The sequence below is a fragment of the Pseudoalteromonas sp. M58 genome, from assembly GCF_042604605.1.
Lineage (GTDB): Bacteria > Pseudomonadota > Gammaproteobacteria > Enterobacterales > Alteromonadaceae > Pseudoalteromonas > Pseudoalteromonas tetraodonis.
Genome location: NZ_CP152390.1, coordinates 562,271 through 576,808, shown reverse-complemented (window position 1 = coordinate 576,808; position 14,538 = coordinate 562,271). Strand labels below are relative to the sequence as shown.

The following is a 14,538-nucleotide window of genomic DNA, read 5'->3' as shown; positions in this document are numbered from 1 at the left end:
TAAATGAGGGTGACCTATTTACTGGTATAACCAAATTATTTAGATTATTGATTTACCGTTACGTACAAAGCCCGATTTAACTACTTTTACGTTAACTAATTTTTTACGCATTTCTACTTGAGCTGTGTCGCCGGTTGAACGTGGCACACGTGCTAATGCAACACTATAGCCCAATGTTGGTGAGAATGTGCCAGATGTAATAACACCTTCGCCACCATCAACAATTACTTTAGAACCACTGCGTAGTACGCCTTTTTCTTCAAGAATAAGACCTACTTGCTTGTGAGTACTTTTTTCTGCACGTTGTTTTACCAAAACATCACGACCAATAAAGTCACGATCTTCTGGTTCCCATGCAATAGTCCATGCCATGTTAGCTGCCAGTGGTGATACGCTTTCGTCCATATCTAGGCCGTAAAGGTTCATACCTGCTTCTAAACGTAGTGTGTCGCGCGCGCCTAAGCCCGCAGGCGCTACACCGGCATCAAGCAATTGCTGCCATAAATCGGCTGCTTGCTCGTTTGGTACTACAATTTCGTAACCGTCTTCGCCAGTATAACCTGTTGTAGCAATAAATAAATCACCGGCTTGAACACCAAAAAATGGCTTCATGCCTTCAACTGCAGCTTGCTGGTCTGCGTTTAAAACCTGGGCAGTTTTAGCGCGTGCATTAGGGCCTTGAACCGCAATCATGGCGAATTCTGGGCGCTCAGTAACCGTTACTGCAAAGTCACTCGATACCTTAGCTAAATGTGCTAGGTCTTTTTCACGGGTCGCTGAGTTAACCACTAAGCGATAAAATGTTTCGCTAAAGTAGTAAATAATTAAGTCGTCAATTACACCACCTTGCTCGTTAAGCATGCCGGTGTAGAGTGCTTTACCAGGTACTGTTAATTTAGCAACGTCGTTAGCCACAAGCTTGCGTAAAAATGCTTGTGCTTGCTCGCCTTGTATATCAACAATGGTCATGTGCGATACGTCGAACATGCCCGCATCGTTACGTACGGCGTTGTGTTCTTCTATTTGTGAACCGTAGTTAATTGGCATTTCCCAGCCATGAAAATCAACCATTTTTGCGCCGGCTTCAAGGTGCTTTGCATGTAATACTGTTTTAGAAGTCATAATATTCCTTCACTTTTAAATTAACCCATGTGTGTGGGCGTGGCCTCAATTGAATGAGGGGGAATAACATGGTAGCCATTAATACGCCTACCAAATTGTAATCTTTAACAAAAATATGTTTAACGAATTAAACAGCTTAGGTGTTAGTAACACTAAAGCCTTGTTGCTGCATATACTGCTGCCACTTATCAAGCGTAGGCGTTTTAGCAATCACTATAAACTGCTGCTCGTTGTTTTTATCTACCGCGGTAACAAACACTTCGCCACTTTGCGCGCCATAACAAAGCTGCGCATCAGCAAGGCGTAAGCCAGGGGTTAATTTAAACGCATCAACTAAGGTATCAAAGGCGTTGCTACCGGTTAAGGTAAAGGTTGCTAAATCGGTGCGTACCACAAAGTCGATATCGTACCTAAGCTGTTGCTCGTTAATGAGTGCTTGTAATTGCAAGCTGGCATTTACTGAGAGTACAAATCTAAAGGCGGTTTCGCTAAAGTAGTAAACGGCGTAGCTAAAATCAGAATTTAAATCGCCATCCAATGTGCCTTTAAAACCAAAGCCACTGGCGGTTAGTTTGGTGAGGTCATGACCTAAAATAGCACTTAAAAATACCGATGCTTCACTGCCGCTAAAATCAATAACAACGTGGCTGTTATTAGCTTGTAAGGCATTAATAACCGCGCTGTTAGCGTTGCTATGGCGGGCAAACATTATCGGGTTAAAAGTCATAACAAATACCTATCTATCTTTAATAGCAAAAGTATATTGCGCAAGGCTTACAACAACAAATTGTAATTACTTATCAATTGATAAATAATACTTATATATATAGCCATATAAATAGTAATTTTAAATATGAAAAACATTTCAACCGACAGTTTACGCACATTTGTTATGGTGGTTGAGGTAGGTGGATTTGCCAAAGCAGGCGATTTACTTGGCCTTTCGCAACCGGCGGTAAGCTTACAAGTAAAACGTTTAGAAGACTTATTAGGCTATAAATTATTTAAAAAGCAGGGACAACGCCAAGTACTTAATCAATATGGTGAACTGTTACTGCCTATGGCAAAACAAATGGTGCAACATAACGATGCCATTTTACAGTTGTTCACCTCCGAAAGTGTCACTGGTAAAGTGCGCTTAGGGATCCCTAGCGAATTTGCAGCACGTATTTTACCTTCTATTATTGGCGACTTTGTGGCGCTCTACCCTGATGTATCGTTAGAAGTGAAGTCACGTTTGAGTAAACACTTACTTTCGGATGAGCGCCAAGATCAATTTGATTTAGTATTGGCGCTAAATGAGCAGCTTGATTCAGAAAAATTCCCTATTTTTATTCAAGACCAATTAGTGTGGGTTGGCGATCTTTCACTGGCGCAAAATGAAACCGTTACCTTAGTAACAGCGCCTGAGGGCTGTATTTACCGACGCAGAGCAACCCAAGCGCTTGAAAAAGCAGGTATTAAATACCGTATTGTTTACAGCAACGCCGATTTAACCGGTTTAATTGCGGCATTAAAAGAAGGTTTAGGTATTACTGTATTGGCAAGAAGTACGGTGCCGAACGATTTAACCTATCAATTACACACTAAAAATTTACCTGCGCTCGGTAGCATTGGCATTAGTTTAGTTAAAACTGCCCGCGAACCTGAAAACGCCGTGTTTAAACTCGCTGAGTTTATTAAGCTGCGCTTAGGTTACCCCACGGCTTAAATAACCTGAACTCTGAATAATAAATCTATCTCAAGCAGCGTTCAGGTTAAATTAACCGCCACCAGCCAATACATTATCCCTGTTTTTATAAAACAAAAATAAACACCTAGTTAAAAATGTTATAAAAACAGCCTGTTTTTACGACAGATGTAAATTATAGTAAAACTTAATAATATTGATTCTCATTCGTTAACATGTTTAAATTACGCCAATTTCAGTAGTTGAACTATTTTTAGGGTAATCAATGTCACATAAATTTTTAGTTTCTTCGTTAACTGCAGCTGTTGCGCTGTCTTTGAACACAACAGCAATGGCAAAAGATGCCGACAAAGTTGAGCGTAACTTTGAACAAATTACCGTTATTGGCTCACAAGCCGCTATTAACGATATTCCAGGATCTGCTACGTTTATTTCAGATGCAGAATTGCAAAAATTCGAATTTACCGATATTTCTCGCGTATTAGCATCTGTACCAGGTGTATACGTGCAAGAAGAAGATGGCTACGGCCTGCGCCCTAATATTGGTATGCGCGGTACAGGTACTGGTCGTAACGACAAAATTTCTGTGATGGAAGACGGTGTACTTGTTGCTCCGGCTCCTTACTCTGCGCCATCGGCTTACTACTTCCCAACTATGGGCCGTATGGAATCTATTGAAGTATTAAAAGGTGCTGCCTCAGTTAAATATGGCCCGCGCACTACCGGTGGTGTATTAAATTTACTTTCTCGCAGCCTACCAACTGAAGCAAATAGCTCAACAGGCATGCTAGATGCTGCCCTTGGTAGCGATGGTTACTACAAAGGTCACGCTTACTTCGCAAAAGAAAAAAACAACACTGCAGGCTTAATTGAAGTGTTTTCTTACGGCGCTGATGGCTTTAAAGAATTGCCAGTAGGTGATGACAACACAGGTTTTGAAAAAAACGATGTATTGGTAAAGTTTGGCCATACCTTTGGTGAAAACGATGCGCATAACATTGAGTTCAAATTAAAGTACTCTGAAGAAACATCAGACGAAACTTACATGGGTTTAACCGATGCCGATTACCAACAAAACCCGTACCGTCGTTACGCAGCATCACAAAATGATGAAATGAACACTCGCCATAATGCATACCAAGTAAACTATGCATACCGTTTTGGTGAAGGTTATGAAGTTTTAGCAACCGCTTATCTAAACGACTTCCACCGTAACTGGTACAAAGCAAGCAGTGTTGGTTCAAGCACACTTGAGCAATACAGCGAGTTTGAAGCAAACCCAACAGCTGCGGGTATTGAAAACATCGGTGTTAAAGCCAATAACCGTGACTACCAAGCAAAAGGTGTGCAGTCTGAATTACACATCCCAGCGGGCGCTCACTACATTACGGTTGGCGTACGTTACCACGAAGATGAAATGGATCGTTTCCAGTGGGAAGACAAATACACGCTTAATCAAGATTTAAGCATGACTCTTACCTCACAAGGCGCTCCAGGCTCTAACAGCAACCGTTTAGACAGTGCAAAAGCAAGCACGCTATTTATTCAAGACGAATGGACAATGGATGCATTAATAGTGAGTGCTGGTCTTCGTTATGAAGACATAACTATTACCCGTGAAGAGTGGGCTAAGTCAGATCCAACCCGTAGCCTAGGCTTAACGAAAGATATCTCTAACGATACTGAAATTTTAGTACCGTCTTTAGGTGCTACTTACACACTTAACGACAATGTTACGTTACTTGCTGGTATTCAAAAAGGTTACGCCCCTGCAGCACCGGGTAATGCCGACCAAGACGAAGAAGAGAGCGTCAACATCGAGTTTGGCTCTCGTTTTAATGCGGGCGGTTTTAACGGTGAAGTAATTGCGTTTTACTCTGATTACGACAATATGCATGGTAACTGTACTGCATCAGTAGGTTGTAATGACGATAACATTGGTGACCAATACAACTACGGTGAAGTAGAAGTATCGGGCTTTGAATTTAGCGCAGGTCGAACGTTTAATACTGCATCGGTTGCGTTCCCAGTAAAATTAACTTACACCTACACAGATTCAGAATTTAAAAACACGTTTGATTCAGAAATTTGGGGCTCAGTAGAAAAAGGCGATGCAATGCCTTACGTACCTGAGAACCAGGTTGCTTTATCGTTTGGCGCAGAAGTGAATAACTTTGTGGTAAATAGCCAAATACGTTACGTGTCTGATGCACATGCTGATTTAACTAACTCAGGCTTAAATGCGATTGATAGCCGTGTTGTATGGGATTTAGCTGCTAAGTACTTAATCGACGAAAACCAAAAAGTATACCTAAGCGTAGATAACTTGTTTGATAAAACCTACATTGCTAACCGTGCAAATGGCGGTATTCAACCTGGTAAGCCACGTTCAGTACAAATGGGCTACTCTTACAGTTTTTAATAAAGTGCTAACTTAAAAGTACAAAAAAGCCGAGGTTGATTAAATCAATCTCGGCTTTTTAATGCCTATGTAATTAATAGGCTTAATTTGTTTCTGCGCGCTGGCGTAATACTTCAAATAAACAAATACCGGTTGCAACCGATACATTTAAACTTGAAACCGTACCCGCCATTGGAATTTTAACGAGTACATCACAGTGCTCACGGGTTAAACGGCGCATACCCTCGCCTTCAGCTCCCATCACAATCGCCATTGGGCCTGTTAAGCTGGCATCAAATACATGTGTGTCGGTTTCACCGGCTGTGCCTACAACCCATACACCTGCGTCTTTTATTTCACGTAATGTACGTGCAAGGTTAGTAACCTGAATAAGCGGTACTGTTTCAGCTGCGCCACAGGCCACTTTACGTGCCGTGCCATTAAGCTTTGCTGACTTGTCTTTAGGAACTATCACCGCATGAACACCGGCAGCATCGGCGCTACGTAAGCAGGCACCTAAATTATGCGGATCGGTGATGCCATCAAGTACCAGTAAAAACGGGGTGTCTTCGCGTTCAATGATCTCATCAAGATCTTTTTCGTTAAACACACGTGCCGCTTTCACGTTGGCGATAATGCCTTGATGTTGCTCATCTTTCGCTTTGTTATCAAGCGCTTTTCGTTGCATAAACTGTACTGAAATACCAAACTGACGCGCTTGCTCAATCACCGGCGATAAGCGCTTATCATCACGTCCTTTAAGGGCGTATATTTCTATAAAACGCTCTGGCTCTTTTGCCAAAATTGCTTCAACAGAGTGAAAGCCAAAAATTAATTCATTACTCACGAATTGTTTGCTCCTGGGCTACTACGTTTACGGGCATTTTTACCTGGTCTTTTAGGCTTTTTGACCGCTTTCTTTTTGGTTTTTTTCTTAGCGGTGGTGTCATCCGCTTTTACTTTTGATTTGCTCGCTGATTTGCCTTTTGCAGCAGGCTTTTTACTCGCCTTTGGCTTTTTGTCATCACTTGCTGACTTTTTACCCGGGATTTTACCGGCTTTAAGTTGCGAGCGAACACTGGTTGGAGCATTTTTTTTAGGTGCACGACGACGCGCATAACGATCTTGGGCAACATCGCCTTTAAGCGTTAAGTTTATACGACGATCATCTAAGCTTACCGAGGCAACCTGCACAGTGACTTTGTCGCCTAAACGATAAACCGTATGTGTGTGTTCACCCACCAAGCAATGTTTAGCTGCATCATGCTGGAAATATTCATCACCTAAATTGGTAACATGAATTAATCCATCAATTTGTAAGTCATCTAAACGAATAAATAAACCAAAGTTAGTAACCGATGAAATAACCCCGTTAAACTCCATGCCTACATGATCTTGCATGTATTCACATTTTAACCAATCGGCTACTTCACGGGTGGCATCATCTGCGCGGCGCTCAGTGGTAGAACATTGCTCACCAAGTTGATCGACTTCATCATCGCTATAAGCGTATTCACCAGAGGTTTGCTGCCCTTGTGCTTTTAATACTGCTTTAATTGCACGATGCACCACTAAATCGGGGTAACGGCGAATTGGCGAGGTAAAGTGCGCGTAAGCCGATAATGCTAAACCAAAGTGACCTATGTTATCTGGCTGATAAACCGCTTGTTTCATTGAGCGCAGCAGCATAGTTTGAATAAGCTCAGCCTCTGGACGGTCACCTAAACGAGCCAATACATGAGTAATTTCTTTCGGGGTTGGTTCATCACTTAGCGTGCTTTCAATCCCCAGCTCAGTTAAAAACTGAGTAAAGTTACCCAGCTTTTCGCTATCGGGCTCATCATGTACTCGATACAGTGCGCTGGCTTCGTGTTTTTCAAGTAACTTAGCCGCCGAAACATTGGCTAAAATCATACATTCTTCAATGAGCTTGTGCGCATCGTTACGAATAACCGGCACAATTGATTCTATTTTACGCTGTGCGTTAAATACAAAGCGAGTTTCGAGTGTTTCAAACTCAATGGCGCCACGCTCTTGGCGCGCTGCTTTTAATGCCATGTACATTTGCTGCAAATCAGTTAAATGCGGCACTACAGCTGCGTATTCTTTACGTAACTTTTCATCGTTTTGTAAAATGGCATTTACTTTGGTGTAAGTTAAACGTGCATGTGAGTTCATCACCGCTTCGTAAAACTTATAACCTGAGAGCTTACCCTCTTGCGATACGGTCATTTCTGCAACCATACACAAGCGATCAACCTCAGGGTTAAGCGAGCACAAACCGTTAGATAATACTTTTGGTAGCATTGGAATAACTTGCTCAGGGAAATACACTGAGTTACCGCGCTCTATCGCTTCTTTGTTAAGCGGCGTGTTCATACCTACATAATGTGATACATCGGCAATGGCTACCCATAAGCGCCAGCCACCCGACTTTTTAGTCTCACAGTATACAGCATCATCAAAATCACGAGCGTCTTCGCCATCTATGGTCACAAGCGGTAAGCCGCGTAAATCAACTCGACCTTGTTTATCGGCTTCTTCAACAAATTCACCTAAGTGGGCAACTTGTTGCTCAACCTCTTCAGGCCATACGTGTGGAATATCGTGATTACGCAGCGCAACTTCAATTTCCATACCCGGCGCTAAATGCTCGCCCAGTACGTCGATAACTTTACCTACCGCATTCATATTACGGCTTGGATTTTGGGTTATTTGCACTTGCACCATTTGGTTATGGCGCGCGCCTTTTTCGTTACCCGGTAGAATAATAATGTCTTGGGTAATGCGCGGATCTTCAGCCACAACAACGGCAATACCATGCTCAACAAAATAGCGGCCAACAATAGGCGCTCGCTCATTAGTAAGTACTTTGATGATGCGTGCGTCGCATTTTGAGCCTGAGCCGCGTTTAGTGCCTTTGGCAAGAACGATGTCACCGTGAAGCACCATATTCATTTGATGCTTGGCAATAAACCAATCTTTGCTCTCGCCTTCAACTTCTAAAAAGCCAAAACCGTCTCTGTGACCGACTACTTTGCCTTTGGTTAAACCGGCTTCGTCAATCAGGGCATAACATTTAAATTTATTAAAATACAGCTGCCCATCACGCTCCATGGCGCGAAGTCGGCGCTTAAATGCTATTTGTCGTTCTTCATCGTTGACTGCGAGTTCTTCACATAGTTGTGCGTAGTTAGCAGGTTTGGAACGCTCTTGCAGGTGAGTAAGTATAAACTCACGACTAGGGACTGGGTTTTCGTACTTTTCTTGTTCTCGACTGAGATTTGGATCTTGGTTTGACATTCACTATCTTGTTAGTTGGTTATGTAAGTATTTTAACTCATATACTCGCAATGAGACAGGTAAAAGCCATTAAACTTTTAATAAAGCGTTATTACCTTTTGCATTTTGTGAAAATATAAATAAATAACGCTTAACATGTACTTAATTTAAGAGCTTAAAAGTGAGTAAAATAGAAGTGCTGATGTTTACTCACTTTTATATAAACAGCTTACTTTTGCTGTAGTTTCTTCCACAATAGCGTGCTGATGTGTTCAATAAAAGCCGCATCTTGTGCAGCCATAACATCGAGTATTGGTTTGTTCATTTGGGTTTTGTTTTGAGAGTATATCCAGCGATTTTTATTAAAGCTTTGCGCAAACTCTAACACACCCGTTTGCAAGGCTTGCTCATCAGCAAAGGTGGCCTCTATAACGTTATGTTGTAATAATTTTTGCGCATCAACGCGCTCACCGGTCATGGCTAAGCGGTTAAAAAATTGCGGATTAATCGCTTTATTAATAATCGGAAACATAGACGGTACAAACGGCACTAATACATCGACTTCGGGGAAACAAAAGAAGCCTTTGTCTGATTTCATAAAACGAAAATCACAGGCACACGCCAGTACCGAACCATTACCATAAGTGTGGCCGTTTAGCGCGGCAATAATAGGCATAGGAAAAGTAACAATACGTTTAAACAAGGCACCTATCGAGTTCATAAAATCGGCAATTATTTGTGGTGTGTTGTCAGGGTTTGCCATCCACTGTAAATCAATGCCTAACGACCAACTTTTATCGCTGCTTGAAGTTAACACCACCGCTTTAATATGCTCGTTAGCCTCAATCGTATCTAGGTGTTGATTAAACTCGTTTATAAAGGTTGGATTATGGCGGTTTTCTGCTGTATTCATAGTAAGGATAGCCGTGCTTCCTTGCGTGGTAATTTCTATTAATGCTGTCATTAGACCCTCATTTAGTGCTTTTAGCTGCGCTTTTAGCACTTTTCATTACTTTTATAATTATAAATAGAATAGTAATACGTTGTATGAAATTTATAAAGCGTCTATTTTTGTAACCATTAAAGGAGCGAGAGCTTAAGCCATAGCGTTTAAATATTCGCACAATTACAACCACCCTTTTTGTCGGGCTATACGTGCTGCATCAATTCGGTTTGTGGCATTGAGTTTAGCAATTGCATCGGATAAATAATTACGCGTTGTGCCTTCACTTATATAAAGCTGTTTTGCTATTTCGCTGGTTTTTAATCCATCACTTGCAAGTTTTAACGCTTTGCGTTCTTTATCTGTGAGTGGATCGGTATCGTCTAATGCGTTAATTGCCAGCTCTGGGTCAATAACCTTTTGCCCTTGCATTACTTTTTTAAGCGCATTGATTAGCTCTTCGCTTGGCGCTTCTTTTAAAATAAAACCTTTAACACCCGCACTTAAAGAACGCCTAATATAACCGGCTCGCGAAAAGGTGGTCATAATTACCATGTTAATTGCAGGGTGCTTAGCGGCAATTTGTTCACTAAGCTCAATACCATTCATGCTTGGCATCTCTATGTCTGTTAAAACAATATCTGGGTGTAAGTCTTTACTAAGCGCGTTGATTTCATTTAACGCATCTTGGCCATTACTTGCTTGACCAATCACCTCAATATTGAAATCAAGGCTTAATAAGGCTGCAACTGCGTCGCGAACCAGCGCTTGGTCTTCAACTAAATATACTTTGATCATTTTAAATCCTCAGCACTCAGTGGCAGCACAACAGTTAAAGTAAATGTGTCGCCACAGGTAAATGTTGCATTGCCATTTAATTGCTCAGCCCGCTCTTTAATGCCATTTAAACCATTACCTGCTTTTAATGTAGTGCATGGCGCATTATCAATAACGTTAATAACTAATTGCTGCTTTGTTTGCTTTATATTGATAGAGCCGTTTTTTGTACTGCTATGGCGTAATAAATTAGTAACCGACTCTTTAATAATAAGGCTCGCAATGCCCTCTACTTTAACGGGTAAGGTCGCTAAATTAACGTTAAATTTTATGTTAAAACCTTGCGCTATAAGCGTTTGTTTTAGCTGTGCGATTTGGCTCACTAGATCGAGTTGCTTTAAATCGCTTACCGCGTTTCTTACATCACTAAGCAATTGCCTTGCAAGGTTTGCTACTTGGGCAATTTCGTTATTGGCCTGATCGTATCGCTCGCCTTGATTTAGTTTATTCGCAAGCTCAGCTTTTAAAGCTATTGATGACAATGAATGACCTAAAATATCGTGTAAATCTCGGGCTATGCGCTCACGTTCAGCAATGGCTGCTAGCTGCTCTAATTGCTTTGCGCTTTCTTGCTCACGAATTTTATGTAAATGCTCTCTTTTTGCCGCTATGCCATAGCTAAATAGGGCCGCACATAAAATTAAAGCCACCGCTAAAAAGTACTCAAGCTTGGCTATGTCACCCACATATGAACTTAGCAAAACAGTTAAAATTATCGCTAATGCGGCATAAACTCTTTGATAATTGCTATATGTATAGCCCGCTACATAAGCTATAAAGCCAAATAAGGTTGGTGTACCAGCGCTATAAAAAGTGGCACTAAAACACACCAGTAACATAGCGATAAATAACTTAGTTACTCCCCCATTTTTGCAATTTATTGCTTTTACATATAACAATATAAACGCAATATAAAAGGCTAAAGACAAGGTGATTTGATGAGCTGTAAAGTTAGCAAAATCAATGATCATCGGGAGTAAATAAAAACCGGTAAAAACTAAATGACCATATTTCCAAAAATCTTTATCGCTTTGCTGAGAAAACCTGTTAACCGAGCTCATACCAATACCTCTGGCCTATTATTTTTATTTATAGCACTCTTTTTATTAATAAATACAAATAACATAAAAATGCATACGAACATAAAACAATCTACATAAGTGATAGTAAAACTTAGTGTTTCTAAAAAATCGCTAATGCTTAAGCTTGTTAAAATTAAAGAATTCATAACACCCTCCAATATAAGTAAGGTAACTATGCCAGTGGGTAAAATAGATAAGAGTGTGAAGTGTCATTAACTTGGCTGACATTTGTCATGAAATAGAAAAATTCATCTTCTGAGTGTAAAAGCAATGCTAATATAGCCAAAAAAAGTGACCAGGAAATTTAATGCAGTCCCAACAACAAAGCTTAATTTACTTACACATTGCCGTACTTTTATTTGGCGGTACCGCCTTATTCGCAAAGCTAATTGGTTTGAATGCATTAGATATTACCGCTTATCGCGCGGCTATCGCTGGGCTGGCAATTTGTGTGCTGCTAACTTTGCAAAAAAAACCAATTAAGCTGCATCGCGCTAAAGATTATGTGATTGCCATTTTATTAGGCGTTGCCGTAGGTATTCACTGGGTAACCTATTTTGCAGGCATGCAATTGGCGGGAATTACCGTGGGCATGTTAGCCTTTTTTACCTACCCCGTGATCACGGTATTTTTAGAACCCCTATTTAATAAAAGTAAGCCCAAAACAAAAGATATAATAAGTGCTGTGGTGGTGATTTTTGGCATTTATTTATTGATCCCTAACGTTAATTTAGGCGATGACATCACTTTAGGTGTTGTGACGGGCGTGGTATCAGCATTATTTTTTGCTCTTCGTAATATTACTCATAAACGCTACTTTAGCGAGTATGGTGGACCGCAAACCATGTTTTACCAAACCTTAGTGGCAAGCCTGATGCTGTGTGCTTTTATTGAAGTACCCATAACAAAAATTAATGATACTGATTTAATATTACTGCTTATTGCCGGTGTGGTGTTTACTGCGATGCCGCATTCGTTATTTGCAGCGAGTTTAAAACATTTATCAGCAGCAACCGCTGGATTGATTTCTTGCTTACAGCCTCTTTATGGCACAATACTGGCTATAATTATTCTGCACGAACGCCCCTCAGTGATGACCCTGATCGGTGGCACACTGATTGTTAGTGCTGCGTGCTTTGAAACTTGGTCAATTTCACGGAAAAAGCAGCCATGAAAATATTTGCACATAGAGGCGCAAGCACACACTTCCCCGAAAATACGCAAAGCGCCATTATAGCGGCGTTAAAAGCGAATGTAGATGGCATTGAGGTTGATGTACAAAGCGCGCTTGATGATTACGTTATTATTCACGATACCTACCTCGATAGAACCACTAATGGCAAAGGCAAAGTGTGCGACTTTAGTGCCCAGCAAATTAAACAGTTTGATGCAGGAAATGGCGAACAAGTCCCTACTTTGCAGCAATTAATAGACTGGAATAATAACCAAACCTTACTCAATTTAGAGCTAAAGCATACCTTTGAACTTGAAAAGTTTGCAACCGTGCTTGAAAGTAACATTGCGAACAAAAAAATAACCGCTGACAATATTTTAGTTTCATCATTTAATCATCATCAACTACACTGGCTAAAGAGCCGTTTATCGTGGCTTAAAATTGGCGCACTTACTGCATCAATTCCATTGCAGTATGCAAAGTTTGCACAAGACTTACACGCCTACAGCATTCATATTGACAAAAACTTTATGAACAAACCGTTTGTAGACGATGCCAAAATGCGCGGTTTACAAGTATTTGCTTACACCGTAGATGAAGTCGAAGATATTAAACTGATGCTTGCCTGTGGTGTTGATGGTATTTTTACTAACGACCCTGAACGAACTAAGCATTATTTAGCGCAATTAAATGAACTATAACTAATTATTTAATTGCCATTTATGCTATAAAAACAATAATTTAGTAGGTCACTATTTAATGAGTAGCTACATGCGTATTTATAATTTTTTAGAACAAACACTGTTTTATACTTTAACCCGAAAAATAGTTGGGAATTTAAGTTTTGTTTTTTTATTTCAAGCCATTACTTTGTTTTGGTTACACAGTAGTTTAACCGAAAACCAGCAAAGCACTGGCTTATTTTGGGCACTTGCGCTACTTATTATTGCAGGCTTTATTTTTACTATTTTTTATATGCGCTTTTTAATTGTGCGCCCGGTAAAAGCAATGCGCGATACGCTCATTAATATTAATCAACAAGATGCGAATTTAGCAGCCAAATTACCCCATTTCACGTTTGATGAATTTAGAGACTTAAGTGAGCAATACAATCAATTTACTACCCATTTAAATAGTTTATTAAGCACTACCTATACCAGCGCCCAAGAGAGTGTGCAGAGTAACAGCCAAGTAACGCAATCAATGCAACACACTGAACAATTGAGTGAGCAGCAAATTAATTTAAGCCACACCATTATTAATGCCAGTAATCAAATTACCCAAAGCCTGCAGGCTATAGTAAGCAACACTGATAGCGTACATCAGGTCAATAATGAACACCTTAATTTTGTAAAGCTCTCTGCTGGTGAGCTATCAAAACTAGTTGAGCAGGTAAGGCTTATTAATGAAATGCTGGGTAGTTTTTCTAAAACGATTGCGGGCTTGAAAGAGAACAGCGAAAACATTCGCAGTATTTTAAAAATGGTTGAAGAGTTTTCGGATCAAACTAACTTATTAGCACTAAATGCAGCCATAGAAGCGGCACGCGCTGGTGAAGCGGGGCGAGGTTTTGCCGTGGTTGCCGATGAAGTTCGTACCCTATCGGTTAAAGTAAGCGACGCAACACGCCAAATTAGTGATTTTATTACCCAAATGAATGAGCTCGTTAATGAAACGAATAAAGAGTCAGAGCAATTAATAAACCACTCAAATAATGCGCAAACATCAATTAACACCACCTCTGATGGGTTTGGTAAAATGCTCAATGAGTTTGAACTTAATCAACAACAATTGCAGCAAATAGCCAATGCCGTACACTTGCTCGAAGATACCCAAAACCAAACGCATGAATCGGTTGAGCAAATTGTGGCGCTAGGCGAACAAGCCAAGCAACAAATAGATACAGCACTGCATGATTCTGAACAATCACAAAAGCTAAGCCAACAAACCCAACAACAGTTAAAACGCTTTGTAGATTAGGCAATAACAATTTCACCCAAGCCGCGA

Annotated in this window: 12 protein-coding genes; 5 read left to right on the top strand and 7 right to left on the bottom strand. The window is 40.6% G+C overall.

Annotation, left to right across the window (positions count from 1 at the left end; genetic code table 11):
- Positions 1-39: 39 nt before the first annotated feature.
- A complete protein-coding gene (gcvT, locus tag AAGD16_RS02685; RefSeq protein ID WP_013464090.1) occupies positions 40-1,122 on the bottom strand; it encodes a glycine cleavage system aminomethyltransferase GcvT in 1,083 nt (360 codons plus the stop codon).
- Between the two features lie 136 nt (positions 1,123-1,258).
- A complete protein-coding gene (locus AAGD16_RS02680) occupies positions 1,259-1,849 on the bottom strand; it encodes a hypothetical protein (protein ID WP_013464089.1) in 591 nt (196 codons plus the stop codon).
- Between the two features lie 126 nt (positions 1,850-1,975).
- Between AAGD16_RS02680 and AAGD16_RS02675 the strand changes: the two genes are divergently transcribed.
- Positions 1,976-2,833: a LysR family transcriptional regulator gene (locus AAGD16_RS02675; RefSeq protein WP_013464088.1), complete on the top strand. Its 858-nt coding sequence runs from the start codon at positions 1,976-1,978 to the stop codon at positions 2,831-2,833.
- Positions 2,834-3,077: 244 nt separating this feature from the next.
- A complete protein-coding gene (locus AAGD16_RS02670; protein ID WP_013464087.1) occupies positions 3,078-5,234 on the top strand; it encodes a TonB-dependent receptor domain-containing protein in 2,157 nt (718 codons plus the stop codon).
- 82 nt (positions 5,235-5,316) lie between these two features.
- Here the strand turns inward: AAGD16_RS02670 and rlmB are convergent, their stop codons facing one another.
- The 5 genes from rlmB to AAGD16_RS02645 form a co-directional block, all read right to left on the bottom strand.
- A complete protein-coding gene (rlmB, locus tag AAGD16_RS02665) occupies positions 5,317-6,060 on the bottom strand; it encodes a 23S rRNA (guanosine(2251)-2'-O)-methyltransferase RlmB (RefSeq protein ID WP_008112440.1) in 744 nt (247 codons plus the stop codon).
- Entirely contained in the window at positions 6,057-8,516 is a 2,460-nt protein-coding gene (rnr, locus tag AAGD16_RS02660) for a ribonuclease R (RefSeq protein ID WP_377113457.1), read from the bottom strand. The genes rlmB and rnr overlap by 4 nt, the downstream gene beginning before the upstream one ends.
- A gap of 208 nt (positions 8,517-8,724) precedes the next feature.
- Entirely contained in the window at positions 8,725-9,459 is a 735-nt protein-coding gene (locus AAGD16_RS02655; RefSeq protein WP_024601222.1) for an enoyl-CoA hydratase/isomerase family protein, read from the bottom strand.
- A 162-nt stretch (positions 9,460-9,621) separates the two neighbouring features.
- The gene (locus AAGD16_RS02650; RefSeq protein WP_213610787.1) at positions 9,622-10,236 is read right to left on the bottom strand and encodes a DNA-binding response regulator; all 615 of its coding nucleotides are present in this window, start codon (positions 10,234-10,236) and stop codon (positions 9,622-9,624) included.
- Positions 10,233-11,336: a sensor histidine kinase gene (locus AAGD16_RS02645; RefSeq protein ID WP_377113452.1), complete on the bottom strand. Its 1,104-nt coding sequence runs from the start codon at positions 11,334-11,336 to the stop codon at positions 10,233-10,235. The genes AAGD16_RS02650 and AAGD16_RS02645 overlap by 4 nt, the downstream gene beginning before the upstream one ends.
- A 328-nt stretch (positions 11,337-11,664) precedes the next feature.
- Here AAGD16_RS02645 and AAGD16_RS02640 point away from each other — a divergent pair, with 328 nt between their 5' ends.
- From AAGD16_RS02640 to AAGD16_RS02630, 3 genes are read left to right on the top strand one after another with little or no spacing between them, the layout of a single operon-like run.
- Entirely contained in the window at positions 11,665-12,531 is an 867-nt protein-coding gene (locus AAGD16_RS02640; protein WP_377113449.1) for a DMT family transporter, read from the top strand.
- The gene (locus tag AAGD16_RS02635; RefSeq protein WP_377113446.1) at positions 12,528-13,232 is read left to right on the top strand and encodes a glycerophosphodiester phosphodiesterase; all 705 of its coding nucleotides are present in this window, start codon (positions 12,528-12,530) and stop codon (positions 13,230-13,232) included. Before AAGD16_RS02640 ends, AAGD16_RS02635 begins: the two co-directional genes overlap by 4 nt.
- A gap of 58 nt (positions 13,233-13,290) precedes the next feature.
- A complete protein-coding gene (locus AAGD16_RS02630) occupies positions 13,291-14,511 on the top strand; it encodes a methyl-accepting chemotaxis protein (protein WP_033104345.1) in 1,221 nt (406 codons plus the stop codon).
- Positions 14,512-14,538 lie beyond the last annotated feature (27 nt).

What these genes read in the sequence shown, in the direction of transcription:
- AAGD16_RS02655 (WP_024601222.1), bottom strand. Translation starts at nt 9,459, where the DNA reads ATGACAGCATTAATAGAAATTACCACGCAAGGAAGCACGGCTATCCTT.
- AAGD16_RS02650 (WP_213610787.1), bottom strand. Translation starts at nt 10,236, where the DNA reads ATGATCAAAGTATATTTAGTTGAAGACCAAGCGCTGGTTCGCGACGCA.
- AAGD16_RS02670 (WP_013464087.1), top strand. Translation starts at nt 3,078, where the DNA reads ATGTCACATAAATTTTTAGTTTCTTCGTTAACTGCAGCTGTTGCGCTG.
- AAGD16_RS02635 (WP_377113446.1), top strand. Translation starts at nt 12,528, where the DNA reads ATGAAAATATTTGCACATAGAGGCGCAAGCACACACTTCCCCGAAAAT.
- AAGD16_RS02645 (WP_377113452.1), bottom strand. Translation starts at nt 11,336, where the DNA reads ATGAGCTCGGTTAACAGGTTTTCTCAGCAAAGCGATAAAGATTTTTGG.
- AAGD16_RS02680 (WP_013464089.1), bottom strand. Translation starts at nt 1,849, where the DNA reads ATGACTTTTAACCCGATAATGTTTGCCCGCCATAGCAACGCTAACAGC.
- gcvT (WP_013464090.1), bottom strand. Translation starts at nt 1,122, where the DNA reads ATGACTTCTAAAACAGTATTACATGCAAAGCACCTTGAAGCCGGCGCA.
- AAGD16_RS02675 (WP_013464088.1), top strand. Translation starts at nt 1,976, where the DNA reads ATGAAAAACATTTCAACCGACAGTTTACGCACATTTGTTATGGTGGTT.
- AAGD16_RS02630 (WP_033104345.1), top strand. Translation starts at nt 13,291, where the DNA reads ATGAGTAGCTACATGCGTATTTATAATTTTTTAGAACAAACACTGTTT.
- AAGD16_RS02640 (WP_377113449.1), top strand. Translation starts at nt 11,665, where the DNA reads ATGCAGTCCCAACAACAAAGCTTAATTTACTTACACATTGCCGTACTT.
- rnr (WP_377113457.1), bottom strand. Translation starts at nt 8,516, where the DNA reads ATGTCAAACCAAGATCCAAATCTCAGTCGAGAACAAGAAAAGTACGAA.